This window comes from Pseudomonas sp. CJQ_9 (assembly GCF_043106615.1).
In the GTDB taxonomy this organism is placed as follows: Bacteria; Pseudomonadota; Gammaproteobacteria; order Pseudomonadales; family Pseudomonadaceae; genus Aquipseudomonas; species Aquipseudomonas juntendi.
The window spans coordinates 128671-148273 of record NZ_JBICMS010000072.1 but is presented as its reverse complement, the minus strand read 5'-3'; the positions used below and the strand labels follow the sequence as shown (position 1 = coordinate 148273).

At 62.0% G+C, this 19603-nt stretch carries 19 protein-coding genes and 1 pseudogene; 10 read left to right on the top strand and 10 right to left on the bottom strand.

Translation table 11 applies throughout. The features are described from left to right. Positions 1 to 21: 21 nt before the first annotated feature. Complete coding sequence (locus tag ACF8SD_RS13985) at positions 22 to 375, bottom strand: MGMT family protein (RefSeq protein WP_033690708.1); 354 nt, start codon at positions 373 to 375, stop codon at positions 22 to 24. Between the two features lie 151 nt (positions 376 to 526). Between ACF8SD_RS13985 and ACF8SD_RS13980 the strand changes: the two genes are divergently transcribed. From ACF8SD_RS13980 to groL, 5 genes are all read left to right on the top strand, one after another. Next, positions 527 to 1537, top strand: coding sequence for a DUF481 domain-containing protein (locus tag ACF8SD_RS13980; RefSeq protein ID WP_029887495.1), 1011 nt, complete (start codon positions 527 to 529; stop codon positions 1535 to 1537). A 90-nt stretch (positions 1538 to 1627) separates the two neighbouring features. Further along, a complete protein-coding gene (locus ACF8SD_RS13975) occupies positions 1628 to 2359 on the top strand; it encodes a HugZ family protein (protein ID WP_173890955.1) in 732 nt (243 codons plus the stop codon). 67 nt (positions 2360 to 2426) lie between these two features. Further along, complete coding sequence (locus ACF8SD_RS13970; protein ID WP_009684395.1) at positions 2427 to 2888, top strand: FxsA family protein; 462 nt, start codon at positions 2427 to 2429, stop codon at positions 2886 to 2888. 253 nt (positions 2889 to 3141) lie between these two features. Then, a complete protein-coding gene (locus tag ACF8SD_RS13965; protein WP_009684394.1) occupies positions 3142 to 3435 on the top strand; it encodes a co-chaperone GroES in 294 nt (97 codons plus the stop codon). Positions 3436 to 3484: 49 nt separating this feature from the next. Further along, positions 3485 to 5125 (top strand): chaperonin GroEL, encoded by a 1641-nt coding sequence (gene groL / locus ACF8SD_RS13960; protein ID WP_009684393.1) that lies wholly within the window; start codon positions 3485 to 3487, stop codon positions 5123 to 5125. A gap of 78 nt (positions 5126 to 5203) precedes the next feature. Here groL and ACF8SD_RS13955 read toward each other — a convergent pair whose 3' ends face one another. From ACF8SD_RS13955 to ACF8SD_RS13945, 3 genes and pseudogenes are all read right to left on the bottom strand, one after another. Continuing rightward, positions 5204 to 5470: a hypothetical protein gene (locus tag ACF8SD_RS13955; RefSeq protein WP_249414380.1), complete on the bottom strand. Its 267-nt coding sequence runs from the start codon at positions 5468 to 5470 to the stop codon at positions 5204 to 5206. A gap of 30 nt (positions 5471 to 5500) precedes the next feature. Beyond that, positions 5501 to 5992 (bottom strand): annotated as a pseudogene (locus tag ACF8SD_RS13950) (RHS repeat-associated core domain-containing protein); the annotation flags it as partial. 276 nt (positions 5993 to 6268) lie between these two features. Then, the gene (locus tag ACF8SD_RS13945; protein ID WP_173890953.1) at positions 6269 to 6997 is read right to left on the bottom strand and encodes a phosphatase PAP2 family protein; all 729 of its coding nucleotides are present in this window, start codon (positions 6995 to 6997) and stop codon (positions 6269 to 6271) included. 183 nt (positions 6998 to 7180) lie between these two features. Between ACF8SD_RS13945 and colR the strand changes: the two genes are divergently transcribed. From colR to ACF8SD_RS13920, 5 genes are all read left to right on the top strand, one after another. Continuing rightward, entirely contained in the window at positions 7181 to 7864 is a 684-nt protein-coding gene (gene colR / locus ACF8SD_RS13940) for a two-component system response regulator ColR (protein WP_009684391.1), read from the top strand. Beyond that, entirely contained in the window at positions 7854 to 9164 is a 1311-nt protein-coding gene (locus ACF8SD_RS13935; protein ID WP_173890952.1) for a HAMP domain-containing sensor histidine kinase, read from the top strand. Before colR ends, ACF8SD_RS13935 begins: the two co-directional genes overlap by 11 nt. Positions 9165 to 9271: 107 nt before the next feature. Beyond that, positions 9272 to 9952 (top strand): class I SAM-dependent methyltransferase, encoded by a 681-nt coding sequence (locus tag ACF8SD_RS13930; RefSeq protein WP_054913949.1) that lies wholly within the window; start codon positions 9272 to 9274, stop codon positions 9950 to 9952. A gap of 6 nt (positions 9953 to 9958) precedes the next feature. Further along, positions 9959 to 10657: a lipopolysaccharide kinase InaA family protein gene (locus ACF8SD_RS13925; RefSeq protein WP_173890951.1), complete on the top strand. Its 699-nt coding sequence runs from the start codon at positions 9959 to 9961 to the stop codon at positions 10655 to 10657. Next, entirely contained in the window at positions 10657 to 10890 is a 234-nt protein-coding gene (locus ACF8SD_RS13920) for a hypothetical protein (protein ID WP_029887498.1), read from the top strand. The genes ACF8SD_RS13925 and ACF8SD_RS13920 overlap by 1 nt, the downstream gene beginning before the upstream one ends. An 82-nt stretch (positions 10891 to 10972) precedes the next feature. On the opposite strand, the gene ACF8SD_RS13915 is transcribed toward ACF8SD_RS13920, so the two are convergent. From ACF8SD_RS13915 to ACF8SD_RS13890, 6 genes are all read right to left on the bottom strand, one after another. Continuing rightward, positions 10973 to 14017, bottom strand: coding sequence for a multidrug efflux RND transporter permease subunit (locus ACF8SD_RS13915; protein WP_392483562.1), 3045 nt, complete (start codon positions 14015 to 14017; stop codon positions 10973 to 10975). A gap of 12 nt (positions 14018 to 14029) precedes the next feature. Further along, entirely contained in the window at positions 14030 to 15178 is a 1149-nt protein-coding gene (locus ACF8SD_RS13910; RefSeq protein WP_392483561.1) for an efflux RND transporter periplasmic adaptor subunit, read from the bottom strand. A 313-nt stretch (positions 15179 to 15491) separates the two neighbouring features. Continuing rightward, positions 15492 to 16589: a DUF1513 domain-containing protein gene (locus tag ACF8SD_RS13905; RefSeq protein WP_173890948.1), complete on the bottom strand. Its 1098-nt coding sequence runs from the start codon at positions 16587 to 16589 to the stop codon at positions 15492 to 15494. Between the two features lie 2 nt (positions 16590 to 16591). Further along, positions 16592 to 17656, bottom strand: a complete 1065-nt coding sequence (locus tag ACF8SD_RS13900; protein ID WP_392483560.1) for an imelysin family protein — start codon at positions 17654 to 17656, stop codon at positions 16592 to 16594. Between the two features lie 18 nt (positions 17657 to 17674). Further along, complete coding sequence (locus ACF8SD_RS13895) at positions 17675 to 19102, bottom strand: di-heme oxidoredictase family protein (protein ID WP_173890946.1); 1428 nt, start codon at positions 19100 to 19102, stop codon at positions 17675 to 17677. A gap of 110 nt (positions 19103 to 19212) precedes the next feature. Next, positions 19213 to 19599 (bottom strand): hypothetical protein, encoded by a 387-nt coding sequence (locus ACF8SD_RS13890; RefSeq protein WP_392483558.1) that lies wholly within the window; start codon positions 19597 to 19599, stop codon positions 19213 to 19215. Between the last annotated feature and the right edge of the window lie 4 nt (positions 19600 to 19603).

Genomic DNA, 19603 nt, shown 5'->3' with positions numbered 1-19603 from the left:
TTCGAAAACAAAGCGCGCACTCTAACCGCTGTGCTCTGTCGGGCGCCAGCCATGGCGCGTCATATCCACACGATTGTTGGTCACATTCACGCCTTCTGCACGCAGTCGCGCCCGTTGTTCATCCCCGGCCGGGGTGCCCAGCGCCAAGCTCAGGCGGCCACCGGCGCCCAGTACCCGGTGCCATGGCAGGCGGGTTTGCGCAGGCAGCTGCCCGAGGGTGCGCCCCACCCAGCGTGCTGCGCGGCCAAGCCCGGCCAGTGCTGCGAGCTGGCCATAGCTCACGACTTTGCCCGCCGGTACTTGGCCAAGCACCGAATACAATGCCGTTCGTCGACCTTCGGCCGACTCCGGCATGTGCTCAGGTCCCCCAGACATGGCGCCCCCCTTGGGCTGTGGATGAAAACGGACAAATGGTCAGGTAAATGAGAGTTGAACTCAATGCCAAGCTGCCGGTCTGTGCTTGCTCTGGTCGGCGGTAGCTGGATAATGCCCGGCTTTTTTCTTCGAATCGAACCGTAGTACGTCTATGCATTCTAGATCCTTGTTGTGCCTGCTCGCTGCTTCCCTGTGCGCCTCACCGGCGTTGGCCGATACCGTGTGGATGAAGAACGGTGACCGGCTCAGTGGCAAGATCAAAGTCTTCGACGGCGGCAAGCTGCTGCTGGAAACGCCCTACGGCGGCTCCATTGCCCTGGACTGGAAACAGGTGCAGACCCTGGAAAGCGACCAGGAACTGCTGGTCAAGCAGGATGCCTACACGGGCGAGAAGGCCAAGTCGCTGAAGGCCGCTGAACCGGGCAAGGTGACCTTGGCCAACGGCGAGGCGCCCAAGACCGTGGAGCTGGCCAGCATCGAACAGATCATGAAGCCCAAGCCCCTGGTCGAAGACTTCGTGTGGAAAGGCAACGTGGATGTGGCGCTGGACTACAAACGCGCCGAAAACGACACCGACGACTACGATGTCAGCTTCAAGACCACGGCCCGCCACGGCCGCTGGCGGCACAACGCCGAAGGCGAGTACAACCGCGAAACCAAGGACGACGTCACCACCACCGACAACTGGAGTGCCGAATACGCGCTGGACCGCTTCATCACCGAGAAGTGGTTCTGGCAGGGGCGGGCGGAATACAAGCGTGACCGCATCGAAGACCTTGCCCGCCAGCGCACCGTCGGTACCGGCCCGGGTTACCAGTTCTGGGACAACGAACTTGGCGCATTCTCGCTCGGGTCGCTGATCAACCGCACCGACTTCGAGTACCAGGACGGCAGCAAGGACAACTTCTATTCCGCTGCCGTGAAGTGGGACTACACCCGTTACCTGATCGGCAAGAACGTGCAGCTGTTCACCAACGGCGAGCTGGCCAAACCACTGGGTGGGGTGGCCGACTATTCACTGGATGCCGAGGTGGGGCTGCGCTACAAAGTTACCGAATGGGCTTCGCTCAACCTCAAGGCGGAGCGTGACATCATCAGCGGCACGAGTGAAAGCGATCTGGAGAAGACGCGCTATACCGCGGGCTTTGGCGTGACCTGGTAAACCGCCGGGCCGCACCGCGGCCCCATTGGCACTCGGTGTGATAATGCTTATCTTGTCATCCGTCCCGTTTGCCACCAGGAGCCGCACCCAGTGAGTACCAACGCCATCCGCCCAGCCCGGGAACTGCTGCTCAAGGAATACCGCGGCGTGCTCTCGACGCATTCCAAGTCGATGCCCGGCTACCCGTTCGGCTCGGTGGTGCCGTACTGCCTGGACGCTCACGGCAACCCGCTGATCCTCATCAGCCGCATTGCCCAGCATACCCATAACCTGCAGAAAGACCCCAAGTGCTCGCTGCTGGTAGGCGAGCGCGAAGCTGAGGATGTGCAGGCGGTAGGGCGCCTTACGGTAATGGCCGAAGCGCACAAGCTGGTCGAGGCAGACGCCATCGAGGCTGCCGCCGAGCGTTACTACCGCTATTTCCCGGACGCTGCCGACTATCATAAGGCTCACGACTTTGACTTCTGGGTGCTGCAGCCGGTACGCCACCGTTACATCGGCGGCTTCGGCGCGATCCACTGGCTCGACCAGGTCACCCTGGCCAACCCGTTCGCCGGCAGGTCCGAGGCCAGCATGGTCGAACACATGAACAGCGACCACGCCAATGCCATTGCCCACTATGTGCAACTGACCGGCCTGCCGGACCATGCCGCAGCGCAAATGGCTGGGGTGGACAGCGAAGGCATGCACCTGCGTATCGGCCAGGGGGTGTACTGGTTACCCTTCCCGCATATTTGCAATACGCCGACACAAGTCCGCGAGGCCTTGGTTTTGCTGGCGCGCGCCGATCAGTGGCCCACGCCTGCAGGGGGCGAGGGTTGAAAAAGCGTGCACTTGCATCCACTTGATGGTCTTAAAGGAAGGTTCTCTTCCGACGAGGAATGCTTTGATGCGTGCTTTTCTACTGTTGCTTCTGCTGTTTCCAGTGCTGGAGCTTTTCGTATTCGTCAAGGTCAGCGCGGCCATCGGTTTCTTCCCGGCGCTGTTGCTGATCATCGCCGGTTCCGCCTTGGGTGTGCTGGTCATGCGTGTGGCTGGCCTGGCCACCGCCCTGCGCGCCCGGGAAAGCCTGCAGCGCGGTGAGTTGCCTGCCGAGGACATGTTCCAGGGCATGATGCTGGCGGTGGGCGGTGGTTTGCTGCTGCTACCGGGCTTTATCAGCGACGTGCTGGGCCTGCTGTGCCTGCTGCCGTTCACCCGCCATCTGGCAGCGCGCAAGCTGCGCGAACGCGCCGAGGCCCAGGCCATGCGCCAGCGCGCGTTCCAGGACGACCCGTTCCAGGCCCAGCCGCGCGATGGCGGCCACCGGCCGAACGTGATCGAGGGCGAGTACGAGCGCCGCGACAAGTAACCACCGCTTTCCGCTACGGGGCCGCACATGCGGCCCCGCGTTTTTTCCACGGGCTGAAAAATTTTGTAGGGCAAGCCTTGTAATTGGATATGGCGGCCTCATGTATGTGGTCACCGCAAGGTTTCTGGCATTAACGCCAGACATTACTCAGGTGGCTTGCCCTTGGCGGGCTACCTTCCGGCAACGCCGGACAGCCTCAACCCGCCGGTTTCGATACCGGCCGATGAAAACCACAATTTGGGAGAGATCGACAATGAAGCTTCGTCCTCTGCATGACCGCGTAGTCATCCGTCGCAGCGAAGAAGAATCGAAAACCGCTGGCGGTATCGTCCTGCCGGGTTCGGCCGCTGAAAAACCTAACCGCGGCGAAGTCGTTGCTGTTGGCACCGGTCGCGTTCTGGAAAACGGCGAAGTCCGTGCACTGGCCGTCAAGGTCGGTGACAAAGTGGTTTTCGGCCCTTACTCGGGCAGCAACACCGTGAAAGTCGATGGCGAAGACCTGCTGGTCATGGCCGAGAATGAAATCCTCGCCGTTATCGAAGGCTGATTTCCCCGACTTCCCGTTACTCCAAAGAATTTCCAAGGATTAAACGATCATGGCTGCTAAAGACGTAAAATTCGGCGACTCCGCTCGTAAAAAAATGCTCGTTGGTGTCAACGTTCTGGCTGACGCGGTAAAAGCTACCCTCGGCCCGAAAGGTCGTAACGTGGTTCTGGCCAAGAGCTTCGGCGCGCCAACCATCACCAAGGACGGCGTTTCCGTCGCCAAAGAAATCGAGCTGAAAGACGCCTTCGAAAACATGGGCGCCCAGCTGGTCAAGGAAGTCGCTTCCAAGGCCAACGACGCCGCCGGTGACGGCACCACCACCGCTACCGTTCTGGCCCAGGCCATCGTCAACGAAGGCCTGAAAGCCGTTGCTGCCGGCATGAACCCGATGGACCTGAAGCGCGGTATCGACAAGGCCACTGCTGCCGTTGTCGCCGAGCTGAAGAACCTGTCCAAGCCATGCGCCGATTCCAAGGCCATCGCTCAGGTCGGTACCATCTCCGCCAACTCCGACAGCTCCATCGGTGAAATCATCGCCGAAGCCATGGAAAAAGTCGGTAAAGAAGGCGTGATCACCGTTGAAGAAGGCTCGGGCCTGGAAAACGAACTGTCCGTCGTAGAAGGCATGCAGTTCGATCGCGGCTACCTGTCGCCTTACTTCGTCAACAAGCCAGACACCATGGTTGCCGAGCTGGAAAGCCCGCTGCTGCTGCTGGTCGACAAGAAAATCTCCAACATCCGCGAGCTGCTGCCAGTGCTGGAAGCCGTTGCCAAGGCCGGCCGCCCACTGCTGATCGTGGCTGAAGACGTCGAAGGCGAAGCGCTGGCTACCCTGGTAGTCAACAACATGCGCGGCATCGTCAAGGTTGCAGCGGTCAAGGCACCTGGCTTCGGCGACCGCCGCAAGGCCATGCTGCAGGACATCGCCGTTCTGACCGGTGGCCAGGTCATCTCCGAAGAAATCGGCCTGTCGCTGGAAACCGCTACCCTGGAGCACCTGGGTAACGCCAAGCGCGTGATCCTGTCCAAGGAAAACACCACCATCATCGATGGTGCTGGCGCTGACACCGAGATCGAAGCACGCGTCAAGCAGATCCGTGCCCAGATCGAAGAAACTTCTTCGGACTACGACCGTGAGAAGCTGCAAGAGCGTCTGGCCAAGCTGGCCGGCGGTGTTGCCGTGATCAAGGTCGGTGCTGGTACCGAAGTTGAAATGAAAGAGAAGAAAGCCCGCGTTGAAGACGCCCTGCACGCTACCCGTGCAGCCGTTGAAGAAGGCGTGGTGCCTGGCGGTGGTGTTGCCCTGGTTCGCGCCCTGGCAGCCATTATCGACCTCAAAGGCGACAACGAAGACCAGAACGTCGGTATCGCCCTGCTGCGCCGCGCTGTCGAAGCGCCGCTGCGCCAGATCACTGCCAACGCCGGCGACGAGCCAAGCGTTGTCGCTGACAAGGTCAAGCAAGGTTCGGGTAACTTCGGTTACAACGCTGCCTCCGGCGAGTACGGCGACATGATCGAGATGGGCATCCTGGACCCAGCCAAGGTCACCCGTTCGGCGCTGCAAGCTGCTGCTTCGATCGGCGGTCTGATGATCACTACCGAAGCCATGGTTGCCGACCTGCCAGAAGACAAGCCAGCTGCTGGCATGCCTGACATGGGCGGCATGGGTGGCATGGGCGGCATGATGTAAGCCAGTCTTACCCCCTGCACCAAGAAAAAGCCCCGGTTCGTGAGAACCGGGGCTTTTTCATTTGGGTCAGGTCTTACATCAACGCGGTGATAACCATTGTGTTTGATTGCCCTGACGGATGCCCAGAACTCCGCCACGACCTATGACTGTCGATGGGGGAGAGGGATCTTCATAAGCGTCTGCAAGACTTGAACTTTGCCACATACGCATAAGTGCTTTTGGGCCACCGGGGTAATCAGGGTAAAGATCCTCTGCTCTTGCCAATGCGTCTTTAGGCAAGACGCCTTTTTGATTCCCCTCTGCGGCGGTAAGAAGTTCCATGGAACCGGAGAGTTTGCTTGCCATTTTTGAAGAACCCTGACCGACTGCCTGAGCGAGTCTCCTGGATGTCTGGGACAGGCTCACGAGATCTGCGCTACTGAGGCGGGAGAGGATGTTATCCATAGGTGGAAGGTGTGAAATCCTCTCTAGCCCTGCTAGTTGTCTTCGCAGGTCTGGCATTGAGCTTCTTCGCAGGTCTGGCATTGAGCTTCTTCGCAGGTCTGGCATTGAGCTTCTTCGCGGTTGTGGGCGGGGGCGACGAGCCGGCACCGAGTTGGATCTCCTCAGCGTCCGGTGCCCGCCAGGGTCGCTAGCATTGACCGGATCTGCGGAGCAATAAGCGTACGCATTGAAGCCGCCTGCACCGAAGGGGCTCATGCTATCCGGCGAGTGAAAGCGCATGTGTATCGGATTAAAGGCCCTGTAGCCGTTACCTAGTAAGTACATGCCAGTGAGCATGTCGACTTTCTGCCCGTTGAAACCGAGCCATGAAAACCTCAAAAGTTCACTGTTGCTATATCCATAAGCGCTGTATGCAAATGGCATGATCATCGATTTCAGACCTTCTTCGCGAGGTCTCGCAAGATTGCCAGACGAATGTTGGCCAGAAAACTGGCAAAAATGTCAGTCAAGGTTCAATGCCAAATACCAGTGCGTCGATTAGTTCAATAGCCGCGCTTATAGCGGGGCCTGAGCGTCGATTTTGCTCAGCCATGTCGCGTGCCGGAAAATCCGGAGCCACGGCTGGCTAGTTGCCGTCCGCAGCGTCCACTGTGTGGGAGCCGCGCTTGCCGGCGAAAGGGCCGCAAAGCGGCCCCACTATCAGGCAGTGCGATGCTCGCCGGCTACCGCCTCGGCGACGCCCTTGCGATATAGCACCAGGTAATACGAGCCCAGGCCAATCAACCAGCAGAACACGGCGGTCCACACGTTATGCGACAGGAAGTGCGCTCCCTGCAGCATGCGCCCAACGCCAAGCAGCGAACCTGCCAGCAAGGCCACCACGAATGCCGCCCGCGCCAGGCGCGGCTTGCGGTCACGCAGCATGAAGAACAGGCCGAACAGGCAGAACCCGGTCGCGGCATGCCCGCCCGGCCAGCATAGTCCGGGCTTGTCGGTGGCCGGCCGTGGTTGCAGCAGCTTGCTGTAGGTTTCGGTACCGCCAAACTGGGTGAGGCTCCAGGGGCACTGCACCTGCGTCACCTTCTTCAGGGGCGTGACAAACGCGGTGGACAAACCCAGCGCCAACACCAGGCAGCCCAGCTCGCGGCGCCAGCCAAACAGGCGCTTGACGAAAAAGCTGGCGGCGAAGGTCAGCAGCGCTATCAGCCCCAGCAGGATCACCCCCTGTTTGACCCGGTCATGCAGGATGTTTTCCAGCCAATAACTGTGGCGGCCAATGAACTGCCCGGCTACAGGGTCGAAGAACAGCTCGGCGAGGTCCATGTCGATCGATGTCAGCTCCAGCAGAATCAGGGCCAACGCGGTCGCCAACGGAATACCCAGGTACAGCCAGTAATTGATCGGGCGAGGGCGGGTTGCTTGCTGCATGGCGGCTCCAGGGCGGGAAAAAGATCGGCCATTGTCATCGGCCCGCTATTCTGTGTCCGTGAAGGATCAGTGAAAAAACCGTCAAGTGCGGTGAATTTTTCCGGGGGCTGGCACCCTGCAGGCATAGGCCGTAAGCTGCGCCTGCCGCGCACCACAGCGAGAAGCGCCGCACAGGAGAAACCGATGCGCATTCTTTTGGTTGAAGACAACCGCGATATCCTGGCCAACCTGGCCGATTACCTGGGCATGAAGGGTTATACCGTCGACTGCGCCCAGGATGGCCTGTCCGGGCTGCACCTGGCTGCCACCGAGCACTATGACCTGATCGTGCTCGACATCATGTTGCCCGGTATCGATGGCTACACGCTGTGCAAGCGCCTGCGCGAAGACGCCCGCCGCGACACGCCGGTGATCATGCTTACCGCTCGCGACCAGTTGGACGACCGCCTGCAAGGCTTCCGTTCCGGGGCCGACGACTACCTGCTCAAGCCCTTCGCCCTGTCCGAGCTGGCGGCACGCATCGAAGCCGTGCTGCGCCGGGCCCAGGGCGGCGGGCGGCGCAGCCTGCAGGTGGCTGATCTGAGCTATGACCTCGATACCCTGGAGGTCACCCGCCAGGGCCGCATGCTCAAGCTCAACCCTGTCGGCCTCAAGCTGTTGGCCGTGTTGATGCAGAAGAGCCCTCATGTACTGCGCCGCGAAGTGCTGGAAGAAGCCCTGTGGGGCGACGACTGCCCCGACAGTGACAGCCTGCGCAGCCATGTGCACCAACTGCGCCAGGTGATCGACAAACCGTTCGAAAAACCGCTGCTGCATACCGTCCATGGCGTCGGCTATCGCCTCGCCGAGGGTCGTGATGGAGTTTAAGCAAAGCCTTGCCCAGCGCATCATCATCGCCTTTGCCCTGATGAGCGCGCTGGTGGCCGGGGCCTTCGCCTTCGGTATCGTCGGCACCGTGCACCTGGTCGAAGAGCGGCTGATTTCATCGGTACTGGGCGGTGACTTGCAGCGCCTGCTGCGCATGGACAGCGTCAGCGACTGGAGCCACCGCCCGCGCCCCGACCAGTTGTTCTACTTCAGCGGTGGGCGGGACGACTTCGAGCTGCCCAAAGACTTGCGCCACCTGGACCGTGGCTTCCACGAAGTATTCCGCGACCAGCTTTCCTACCACGCGATGGTCGAGATCGTCGATGGCCGCCGCTATGTCTTGCTGCAGGACCAAAGCGACTTCGAGGAGCGCGAGCGTGTGCTGTTCGCGGTGGTGCTGGTGGGCTTCGTGCTCAGCCTGGTGCTGGCGGTGATCCTCGGGTGGCTGGTGGCGCGGCGGGTGATGGCGCCGGTGATCCGCCTGGCGCGGCAAGTTCGCCACCGTGACCAGTTGCTGGGCCTGGCGCCGCCGTTGGCGCCGGACTATGCGGCGGACGAAGTTGGCCAGCTGGCGGTGGCGTTCGATGACACGCTGGGCCGGCTGCGCGATGCGCTGACCCGTGAACGGCTGTTCACCAGTGACGTCAGCCATGAGTTGCGCACGCCATTGATGGTGCTGGCCACGTCCTGCGAGCTGCTGCAGGAAAACCCCAACCTCGACACCCGCACGCGTAGCCAGGTGGAGCGCGTGGCGCGGGCAACAGAAGAGATGCGCGAGCTGGTCAAGACCTTCCTGATGCTGGCCAGGGCGCAACGTGATGAAGGCGCAGTAGCCTCCCGAGCGACCCTGCGCGAAGTGGCCAACGAGCTGATCGGGGTGTGGCGCGACACCATCGAACAGAAGGGCCTGACCTTGTATTTCGATGGCCAGGCCAGTGCCAGCGCAGTGCTTTACAACGCGACCTTCCTGCAGTCGGTGATGGGCAACCTGCTGCGCAATGCGGCGCACTACACCGATGCCGGCTACATCCGCCTGAGCCTGGAAAGCCATGGCTTCAGCGTGGAAGACAGTGGCGTGGGCATACCAGAAGAACAGCGCGAAGCCATGTTCAAGCCGTTCGTGCGCGGTGACGAGCGGCGCGGCGAGGGCCTTGGCCTGGGCTTGTCGCTGGTGCAGCGCATCTGCGACGACCAAGGCTGGCGGGTTACCTTGACCTCTTCCGTGCCACATGGCTGCCGTTTCCATGTCGATTTGAGCAATACGCGGGTGAAAGAAGATCCGGACGTCGTGGCTGGGTAATCTGTTGTTACACGTGTTACCGTGGCCAACACTTTTTTCACATCAGCATGACCTGATTCCTACGCGCATTTACCTAATGTGAGCGCAATGGAATCAGGAGATGCTCAATGCGTAGCCCTATCAAGCTTGAATTTTCCGAGAAGTACGACAAAGACCATGCCCGAGAGTACTTTCTCAAGCACCAGGATGGCTTGGCCCGCCGGCTTTCTCACAAGCGAGATGAGCAGCTGGCCCGCCGCGCGCTGGCGCTGGCGGGTGAACCTGGCCTGGTCCTGGACTTGCCCTGCGGCGCTGGCCGCTTCTGGCCGCTGCTGGCGGAAAAGAACAACCGGGTCATCATCGGTGCCGATAATTCCGAGGCGATGATCGAGACCGCCTGTGCTGCGCAACCGCCAGAGGTGGTGGCGCGGGTACGGCCTTTGCAGACATCGGCATTCGACATCGACTTGCCAGATAATTCCGTCGACAGCATTTTTTGCATGCGGCTGTTTCACCATATTGGCGAGGCCGCCCACAGAAAGAAAATTCTCTCTGAATTTCAACGAGTTAGCCGTGATAGTGTGATCCTGTCACTGTGGGTGGACGGCAACTTCAAGGCTTGGCGGCGCAGAAAACTGGAACAGCGCCGCAGCACCAAAGCCGAGCAGAACCATTATCAGAACCGGTTTGTGTTACCGGCCGACACGGTCGAAGAAGAATTCCGCGCCGCTGGCTTCAGGATCCAGGAACGCCTCGATTTCCTGCCGTTCTATGCCATGTGGCGGGTTTATGTATTGCGTAAGGGGTAGTGTTTGATGGCTGTAGCCCAGAATGGGGAGTCGCGCTTCGATTTTTACTGGCGCCAACAAGGCGAGTGGGTAGAGGAGCCTAACCAGCGCCGGGGTGGCGAAAGTGGTGTGCAACGGCTCAACGATGCCAACGGCAAACTGCTGTATGCAAAGCGTCAGGTCGGGCATATCTATCGCAGCCTGTTGCACCCCTTCGGCCGGCCAACCGTGCTGCGTGAACTCGATGCGCTGAACAGCTTCGAGCAACTGGGGGTGCGTGTACCGCGCCTGGTGTTCTGTGGTGCCCAGCGCGATGCCGACCACCAGTGGCGGGCGCTGCTGGTCAGCGAAGCATTGGACGGGTTTGTGGAGCTGGACACCTGGCATGCCCAAGGTGCCCGAGACCGTTACCCACAGGTGGTCCACGAGCGCATGCTCAAGGACCTGGCCGACAACCTGGCGCGCATGCACCTGGGCCATTGGCAGCACGGCTGCCTGTACGGCAAGCATGTGTTCGTCAAGGTGCTGGGCGAGGGCGAGCAAGCCCGTGTCGAAGTGGCGCTGCTTGACCTTGAGAAGTGTCGGCGACGTTTCAGTTGCCAGCGCGCGGCCGGTAACGACCTGCGCCAACTGCGCCGCCATTCGTCGCTCAACGAGGCGGAATGGCAGACGCTACTCTACTTTTACAAGGTGGCGTTTGGCAGCGCTGTCAAAGGGTTAGGGTAATGAAACTAGAAATAGCTCGAGCTTTGTTCCTGGTAGCGGGCCTGGCGGTAACCACTGTAGCGGTGGCTGCCTGGGAAGAGCCGAGGCCAACGGTATTCAGCAAGGCTGAGATGGCCGCCCAGTGCGCGCTGCCGCGGGACGTGAAACCGCAGCAGAAGGCCAGGGTAGAGCCGGATCAGGATCTGTTGCTGTTGCTGTTTGGCCTGCGCCAAGGTTTGCGGCCATTTGGTTGAAACCGGTGTAGCTGTACATGCCAGGGGCCTCGCAAGCGCGAGGCCCCTGGCATTTCTGCAGGTGGCCCTCGGTGGGCGGGTTTCAGGCGGCAGCAGGCTCCTTGGCCACCGTCTTGTGCGCCAGCAGGGTGTAGATACAAGGCAGCACGAACAGGGTGAACAGCGTGCCGATCGACATGCCGGTCGCGATCACGGTACCGATGTCGAAGCGGCTTACCGCCCCGGCCCCGGTCGCGAGGATCAGCGGCACCATGCCGAACACCATTGCCGCCGTGGTCATCAGCACCGGCCGTAGCCGGATTGCCGCCGCTTCTTCGATTGCCTCGCGTGCGCCCAGGCCAAGCTCATCCCGTAACTGGTTGGCGAACTCGACGATCAGGATGCCGTGTTTGCTGATCAGCCCGATCAATGTCACCAGCCCGACCTGGGTGTAGATGTTCATGCTCGATAGGCCCAGGAACAACGGCAACAGCGCCCCGCAGATCGACAACGGTACCGTTACCAGGATCACCAGCGGATCCCGGAAACTTTCGAACTGGGCCGCCAGGACCAGGAAGATGATCGCCAGTGCCAGGCCAAAGGTCACCCAAAGTGCGCTCCCTTCCTGCACATACTGGCGGGCCACGCCGGCATAGTCGAAGGCGAAACCTTCCGGGGCCTCTTCGCGGGCGATGTCCTGCACGGTCTTCAGCGCTTCGCCCAGGCTGACCATCGGTACGCCTTGAATGATGGCCGAGTTCAACTGCTGGAACTGGTTGAGCTGCCGCGGGCGAGCGCGGTCGGTGAGGGTGACCAGGGTCGCCAGCGGCAGCAGCTTGCCCTGGTCGTTCTTCACGTAGTAGTTGTTCAGCCAACCGGGGTTGTCGCGGTATGCGCGCTCGGCTTGGGCAATGACCTTGTAGCTGCGCCCCTCGAGGGTGAAACGGTTGATTTCGGCTTCACCCAGCAAAGTGGCCAGGGTACTGCCGAGGACGTCCATCGATACCCCCATTTGCGCCGCCTTGGCCCGGTCGATATCGACCACCACCTCGGGTTTGTCAAAGGCCAGGTCGATGTCGAGGAAGGCGAACTTGCCCGATGCCTGGGCCCGAGCCTTGATGCGTTGGGCCACCTCCAGCAGTGCCGGGTAGTCGCCTGCGGTGTTGATCACGAACTGGAACGGCAGGCCTTCGCCGGTGCCGGGCAGCGACGGCAGGTTGAAGCCGAATATCTGCAGGCCGGCGACCTCTTCCAGCTTGGCCTGTACCAGTGGCAGCAGCTCCATTTGCGTACGCTCGCGCTCGTTCCAGGGCTTGAGCAGGAAGCCACCGATGCCGCTTTGCACGCCATTGAAACCGTTGATCTGGAACGACGAATAGTATTCGGGGAAGGTCTTGAACAGTGGGGTGAACTGGTTGGTGTAGGCGTTGAGGTAGTCCAGGTTGGCTGGCTGCGGGGAGCTGCTGATCATGAAGATCACCCCCTGGTCCTCGTTGGGGGCCAGTTCGTTCTGGGTGAACTTCAGCAGTAGCGGAATCAGGCACAGGATGATCACGGCAAACACCAGCACCACCGGCCGGCTGTCGAGCGTGCCGTGCAGCAGGCGCTGGTAGCGTACCTTCAGGCGCGCGAACTGCCGATCGAGCCAGTGGGCCAGGCCGCTGGAATGCTGCTCGCGGCGCAGCAGCAAGGCGCACATCATCGGTGACAGGGTCAGGGCGACGATACCGGAAATGACGACTGCGCCGGCCAGGGTAAGGGCGAACTCCTTGAACAGTGCCCCGGTGAGCCCGCTGAGAAAGCCGATGGGCGCATACACCGCTGCCAGGGTGATGGTCATCGACACCACCGGCATGGCGATCTCGCGCGCGCCTACCAAGGCTGCATCGAACGGCGACTGGCCTTCTTCGATATGCCGGTGAATGTTTTCCACCACCACGATCGCATCGTCCACCACCAGCCCGATGGCCAGGACCATGGCCAGTAGGGTCAGCAAGTTCAGCGAGTAGCCCATCATCTGCATGAAGAACAACACGCCAATCATCGACAGCGGAATGGTCACCACCGGGATCAGCACCGAGCGCAGGGCACCAAGGAACAGGAACACCACGAGGATGACGATCAGCACTGCTTCGCCGAGGGTCTTGATCACTTCGTCGATGGAGGCCTGGATGAACAGTGTGGCGTCGTAGGCGATCGACACCTTCAGCGCCGAGGGTAACTGGCTTTCCAGGTCGGGCATGACCCGCCGTACTTCCTTGATCACCTCCAGCGGGTTGGCGGCGGGCGTGGCCTTGATGCCGATGTACACCGAGGGTGTACCGTCGAATGAGCTGACGGTGTCGTAGTTCTCCGCCCCCATCTCCACCCGCGCCACGTCACCCAGCAGTACGCGGCTGTCGCCACTGGTCTTGACCGGCAGGGCGGCGAACGCCTCGGCTGACTTCAGCTCGGTGCTGGCGTTGATGCTGGTGATCACGTATCCGCCTTTGACTTCGCCAGCAGCGGACAGGAAGTTGTAGCGGCGCACGGCGTCGGTCACGTCGCTGGCCGACAGGCCGAAACCGGCCAGTTTCACCGGGTCCAGCCATAGACGCATGGCAAATACCTGGTTACCGAGGATTTCTGCCTCGGCCATGCCGGGTAGCGTGGCCAGCTTGGGCTGGATAACCCGTGACAGGTAGTCGGTGATTTGCGGGTTGCTCATCTGTTCGCTGTAGAAGCTGATGTACATCAGCGCCGAAGCATCGGCGGCTTCCTTGCTGAGTACCGGGTCTTCGGCGTTCTGCGGCAGCTTGTTGCGCACTTCGTTGGCCTTGGCCAGCAGCTCGGTGAACAGCCTGTCGCTGTCGGCACCGATGCGCGCGTAGATGGATATGACGGAAAAATTCTGCCGGCTCACCGAGGTCATGTAGTCGATACCTTCGGCGCTGGCCAGGCTTTGCTGCAGCGGCTGGGTGATGTAGCCCTGGATGGTTTCGGCGTTGGCCCCGGGGTAGGCCGTGGTGACGGTGATCAAGGCGTTTTCCATGCGCGGGTACTGGCGGATCTGCAGCGTGTGCCAGGCCTGGATACCCAGCAACAGGATCAGCAGGCTGACTACGCTGGCCAGCACCGGGCGACGGATGAACGGGTCGGTGAACGCCATGCCAGCCTCCAGTCAGTCCTTGGTCGCGGCGCCCGGGGCGGGCTTGACGGCCTGGTCCTGGCCGATCCGGATTGCGGCGCCGGGGGTCAGCTTCAACTGCCCGGCAGTGACTACCTGTTCCCCAGCCTGCAACCCTTTGCTGACCACCACCAGGCCGTCACGGCGCTCACCGGTCTGCACCGTGCGTTGTTCGGCGACCCATTGAGGTTGGCCGTGTTCATCGGGCTGCGGCTTACCGTTCGGGTCCTTTTTCTCGGTGGCGACATACACCGAGTTGCCGTACAGGGTGTAGGTGATTGCACTTTCCGGCACCACCACCTGCAACTGCGGATCGGGCAGCAGGACCTGCAGGCTGGCGAACATGCCCGGCAGCAATTTGCCGTCGGGGTTGGCCAGGGTGGCCCGCACCAGCAGGTTTCGCGTGGTTTCCTCGACCTTGGGGTTGATGGCGCTGAGGCTGGCGGGGAAGGTCTGGTCCGGGTAGGCAGCCACTTGCACCAGCACCTGCTGGCCGAGGCTCAGCCGGGGCAAGGCCTGTTCCGGCACGTTGAAGTCGACGTACAGGCCGGAGGTGTTCTGCAGGGTCGCGATGACGGTGCCTGGCGCCAGATAATCGCCGACATCCACCTGGCGGATGCCCAGGGTGCCACTGAAGGGCGCGCTGATGCTTTTCTTGTTCTTCGAAGCCTTGAGCTGCTCGACCACCGCCTGATTGCGCTGGTACTGGGCATTGAGGCGGTCATATTCGCCACGGGAGATCGCCGAGTCGCCCACCAGTTGCCGCCCGCGACCGAAGTCGACCTTGGCCAGGCCCAGGTCGGCCACGGCGGTGCCAAGCAATGCGGTTTCCTGGTCATCGTTGAGCCGCAGCAGCAGCTGCCCGGCCTTGACCGTTTGCCCAGAGTCGAAATACAGGGCTTTGACGATGCCTTCGACCTCCAGGCTCAACTCGACACCCTGCAGCGCCTTGAGGCTGCCGACCGCGGGCAGGCGCTGTTGCCACTGGCGTTGTTCGGCCAAGGCTGCCGCCACGGTGATAGGCGGTTTGGGGGCAGTGAACATCTGGATCTGCTGGTAGATCGAGAAGGCCTTGTAGCCCCCCAGGGCCAGCACGATCAGCAGAACCACGGCCAACATGATGAGCATGGGGCGGCGCAGCATAGGTCCGGTTCCTTGGATACGGTTGTTATTCGTTCAAGCACGACAACGGGCGATCCTGCCCACGTGGATGGGGGAAGTATTGACTGTTTTTTGTCTGAAGGGGAGGAAATTGTCTGCACCGGCCCTATCGCCGGCAAGCCAGCTCCCACAGGGATCGCCTCAGCACCTTCAGCGCCTGTGAGATCGAGCGCCGCGCGGGCGGCGCTCGATCTCACAGGCGCTGCATATCTTGTGACAAACACCTATCAGCCCTGATGCGACCCCTGTGGGAGCCGGCTTGCCGGCGATAGGGCCCGTGAAGGCCACGGATCAATCAGACCAGATGCAGGTGGTTGTCCCAGAACCCGGACGGCAGGCTCATCGGTTGCCCGACCAGTTGCGCCTTGGTGCAATCGTAGAAGCGGCAGCGGCCCTGCCCGGAGGTCACGACAAAACCGTCCTTGACGGCACCGACCCCGGCACAGTCGGGCATAGGGGCGTCGAGCCGCACAGCGCCGCTGTCCAGGTCCCAGACGAACAGGCGGTTGGCCCGTGGCGCGGTCAGCGCCACCAGCCGCAGCTCGCTGTGGATCGCCACACTGGCGGTGTACTGGGCCATGGCCTGCAATTGCTGCTCGGGCACCGGAAAGGCCTTGAACGGCTCGCCCGGGCGCTTGATGGCCAGCAACTCGGCCGTTTCATCGGCGTCGCCCATGAACTGCTGGCAGGCGGCAATGGTGCCATCGCTGCCCACTGCCAGGTGGCGTACGCTGTTCATCTGCTGGGCCAGGGTTTCCTTGCTCAACAAGGTGCCGTCACGCTGCATCAGCACCAGGCTCGGCTCCATGGCATCGAGGTTCATCTCGACCCGGCTTTCGGCCTCGGTGCGGATCCCGCCGTTGGCCACCACCAGGGTTTCGCCGTCGGGTAGCCAGGCCACCTCGTGCGGGCCAATGCCGTGGGTAGGAAGCTCGCCAGTGTGTACCAGGCGCGCACCTTCGAAGCGGTACACGCCGAGCACGCCACGCCCCGGGTCGCGGGTGTCGTTCTCGGTGGCGTACAGCCATTCGCCGCTTTTATGCACTACCGCATGGCCGTAGAAGTGCCGGTCCGGTTGCGAAACTACCGTTTGCAGCAAGCGCCCGTCGCGCAAGTCGACCAGGTAGCTTTCGGTACCGGGGCGGCGAGCGACGAACAGGGCGATCGGCTGTTCAGGGTGATGGATGATGGCATGGCAACGCTGGGCAACCTGGGTGCTGAACACCTGGGTGCCGTCCAGGCGGAACCCTACGGCATAGTGCTTGCCGTCGCCGTCGTCACGCGCCGAGAGCAGCAAGGGTTCGCTGCCTTTGTTGCGGAACAGGCTCCAGCCACCCAGGGTAAGGGCGCTGAGCAGTACGCTACCGAGTTTGAGGGCCTGGCGTCGCAGCATGATCAGTCACCGTCGTTGGCATTGAAGCCCAGCTGGATGTTCAACGCCTTGGCCAGGTCGCCTTCGTGCAGGCGGTGGACCACGTTGAGGCTGTCATAGAGCTGGTTGAGGGTTTGTTGACCCACGTCGTCGGCCAGCAACTCGCCCAGGGTCTTCTGGTTGTCGGCCAGCAGTTTGAGCGAGGTAGCGTAAGCGGCGTCGATCTTGTCTGCCAACGCTTTCTGATCACTGGGCAGCAGGCCGCGCAAACCCTGGTTGTCGACCCCAACCCACACGGTCTGGGCAGCCTTGAGGGTGGCTTCCAGGCTTTTCAGTGAGCTGTGGCTGCGCCAGGCCTCGGCCTGCAGCGGCTGCGCGATGCCCTTGCTCTGGCGGCCCATGGGGGCGCCGAGTTTTTTCTTCAGCGTATCCAGTGCGGTCACCTGGGAGCGCAGCAGGTCGGCGATAGCCTCGTGGGAATCGGCGTAGCGCTGGTTGGGGAACTTGGTCATCTGCGAGAGCATGCCGTCGGTGCTGTTCCAGCTCTTGAGGATGTCCTCGGCCAACAGCTTCTGGTGCTCGCTGATGGCGACCAGCAGCGGGCAATAACGGGCCTTCTGTTCGGCTGTGGCGATGTCCGGCTTGCTGTCGAACAGAATGTACTCATAGGCCGACAGCCCACGCACCACCACGCTGGCCTTGCCCAGCGCGGCCACATCGACTGGTTTGTCGCCGTTGACCAGTTGCTCTACCTGGCGGCCGACCAGGTTTTTCTTGTCGGGCCAGAACTGCACCTGCCAGGCGCGGTTGCCTTCGGCCAGAGGGCCCACCAGCAGCGGTTGCAGTTCAGCCCAGGCTTTTTGTGCGTTGAGGAAGTCGGCACGGGCCTTTTCCAGGTCTTCCTTGCCTTCGCAGTAGGCCAAGGCGCTGGCGGCCAGGGTACGGTCGGCTTCGACCCAGCGGCTGTAGGTGGGCAGGATCACCTGTTTGGCGATGGCGGCGGAGGTCACTGCTTGCGGGTCCTGCGGCGAGCAGGCGCCAAGGGCGAGTGCGGCGAGGCTGGTGAACAACAATTTGGGTCGGAACATGCCGGCTCCTTTGCGCGTTTAAAGGGAATTCAGGAACGCCAGCAGCGCGGCGCGCTGCTCGGCATTGAACGTGAGAACGAAATTGCGTGCCGCTTCGGCTTCGCCGCCATGCCAAAGCACGGCTTCGAGCAGGTTACGCGCGCGGCCATCGTGCAGGAACTGGCTGTGGCCGCTGACCGTTTCGCTCAGGCCGATGCCCCACAGCGGCGCAGTACGCCAGTCCTGGCCGTTGGCGGCGAATTCGGTGCGCTCGTCGGCCAGGCCCGGCCCCATGTCGTGCAGCAGCAGGTCGCTGTAGGGGCGGATGACCTGGTGGGCCAGCTCTGGTTCGGTTGCATCGGCGGCGGTGGTGAACTGCGGTGTATGACAACCCTGGCAGCCGGCCTGGTAGAACAGGTTCTTGCCCGCCAGCACCTGTGGCGCGCCCACGTCGCGGCGTGCCGGCACGGCCAGGTTGCGGGTATAGAAGGTGACCAGGCGCAGAATGTTGTCGCTGACTTCCTTCTCGCCATCGGCGCCGTCGCCATTGGGCGCAGCCAGGCACGCGGTTTGCGCCGTGGTGCAGTCGTCCTTGGGCTGCAGGGTACTGGTCAGGCCCATGTCGCCGGCGAAGGCGTGCACGTTCTGCTGGTTGACGTTGGGTTGGCCGGCCTTCCAGCCGAAGCGCCCGACCACGGTCTTGCCCTGGGCGTCATCCCATACCCGGTTGGCCCGCCCGCGAATGCCGTCGTGGTTACGGTCGTCGGGGTCTTCGTTGGTCAGCAGTGCGGCTTCGGGGATGGCTTCGAGCAGGCCCAGGCCGATCATCGGCGGGGCTACCCGTGCGGAAAACCGGGTGTCGGGGTGCATCACGCCGTAGCCCAACTGGGTGATCTGCAGGCTCGGCTTGCGCAGTTGCACCTGATGGCCATCCTCGAACGTCACCGTGTGCTGGGTATAGCTCACCCGCACCTTGCCTTCCGGGGCCACGCCGGGGATGGCCATGTCTTGCAACTGGGTGCCATAGACCGGTTCCGGCACCACGCCGATGCGCTCGATCACCTTGGCCAGATAGGGTTGGTCGGGAATCGACAGGCGCACCAGCATGCCGACGGCGTTGCTGTCATTGGCGGCGGGGGGATGACCACGGCCGTCGCGCACATGGCAGTTCTGGCAGGCATTGGTGTTGAACAGCGGGCCCAGGCCATCGCGTGCAGTCGTGGTGGAGGGGGCGATCACCCAGGGGCTACGGAAGAAGCTGTTGCCTACGGCGAAGTCCAGCCGCCGTTCCGGCGAAAGGTTGGCCGAGGGCTGGGCGTAAGCGTTGCGGTCACTGCGCTGTACGGTGGCCAGGCCAGCCGACAAGGCTTCGCCGGGCTCGGCCTGGGTGAAGCGCGGGGCGTCGTCACAGGCAGCGAGGGCAAAGGCTAGCAGCAGGGGGCTGAGTCGAAACAGCGACAACGACATCGAGAATCCTGGGCTTGGGCAAAAAACCGGCGTGCAAGCTTAGCAGGCCCAGGATCATTGAATAAGAGCAATTTGCGTTTGCTCGATGAAATCGTCGTTAGTCGTGGCCCTCAGGCGATATACAGCTTGAACTGGCGGTTCACCAGGCTGACGATCAGGTTCTTGTTGCCACCACTGCGATTATTGCCGGCCACTTCGATGACCTCGTCGCTGTCATAGTCCATGGTGCGGGCAGTGAGCTGTTTGATGGCATTCTCGTGTGCCGGTTTCCAGTAATCCTGGAAGACCCAGATGCTGGCTTCGGCAGCGGGGCCGAGGATGAGGCGCAAGGCTTTATGGTTTTCATTGGTATTGCCGATCCACGGTACGGCCAGTTCGCCGTTCCAGGCGTCCTGGGCGCCGACTGCAACGCTTTTGCCGCGGTTCTCACCGTCGACCACGGTGAGGGTGTAGGGGGTGTTGTTGGCGATGGAGCACAGGTAGGTGACGCTGGCCATGTGA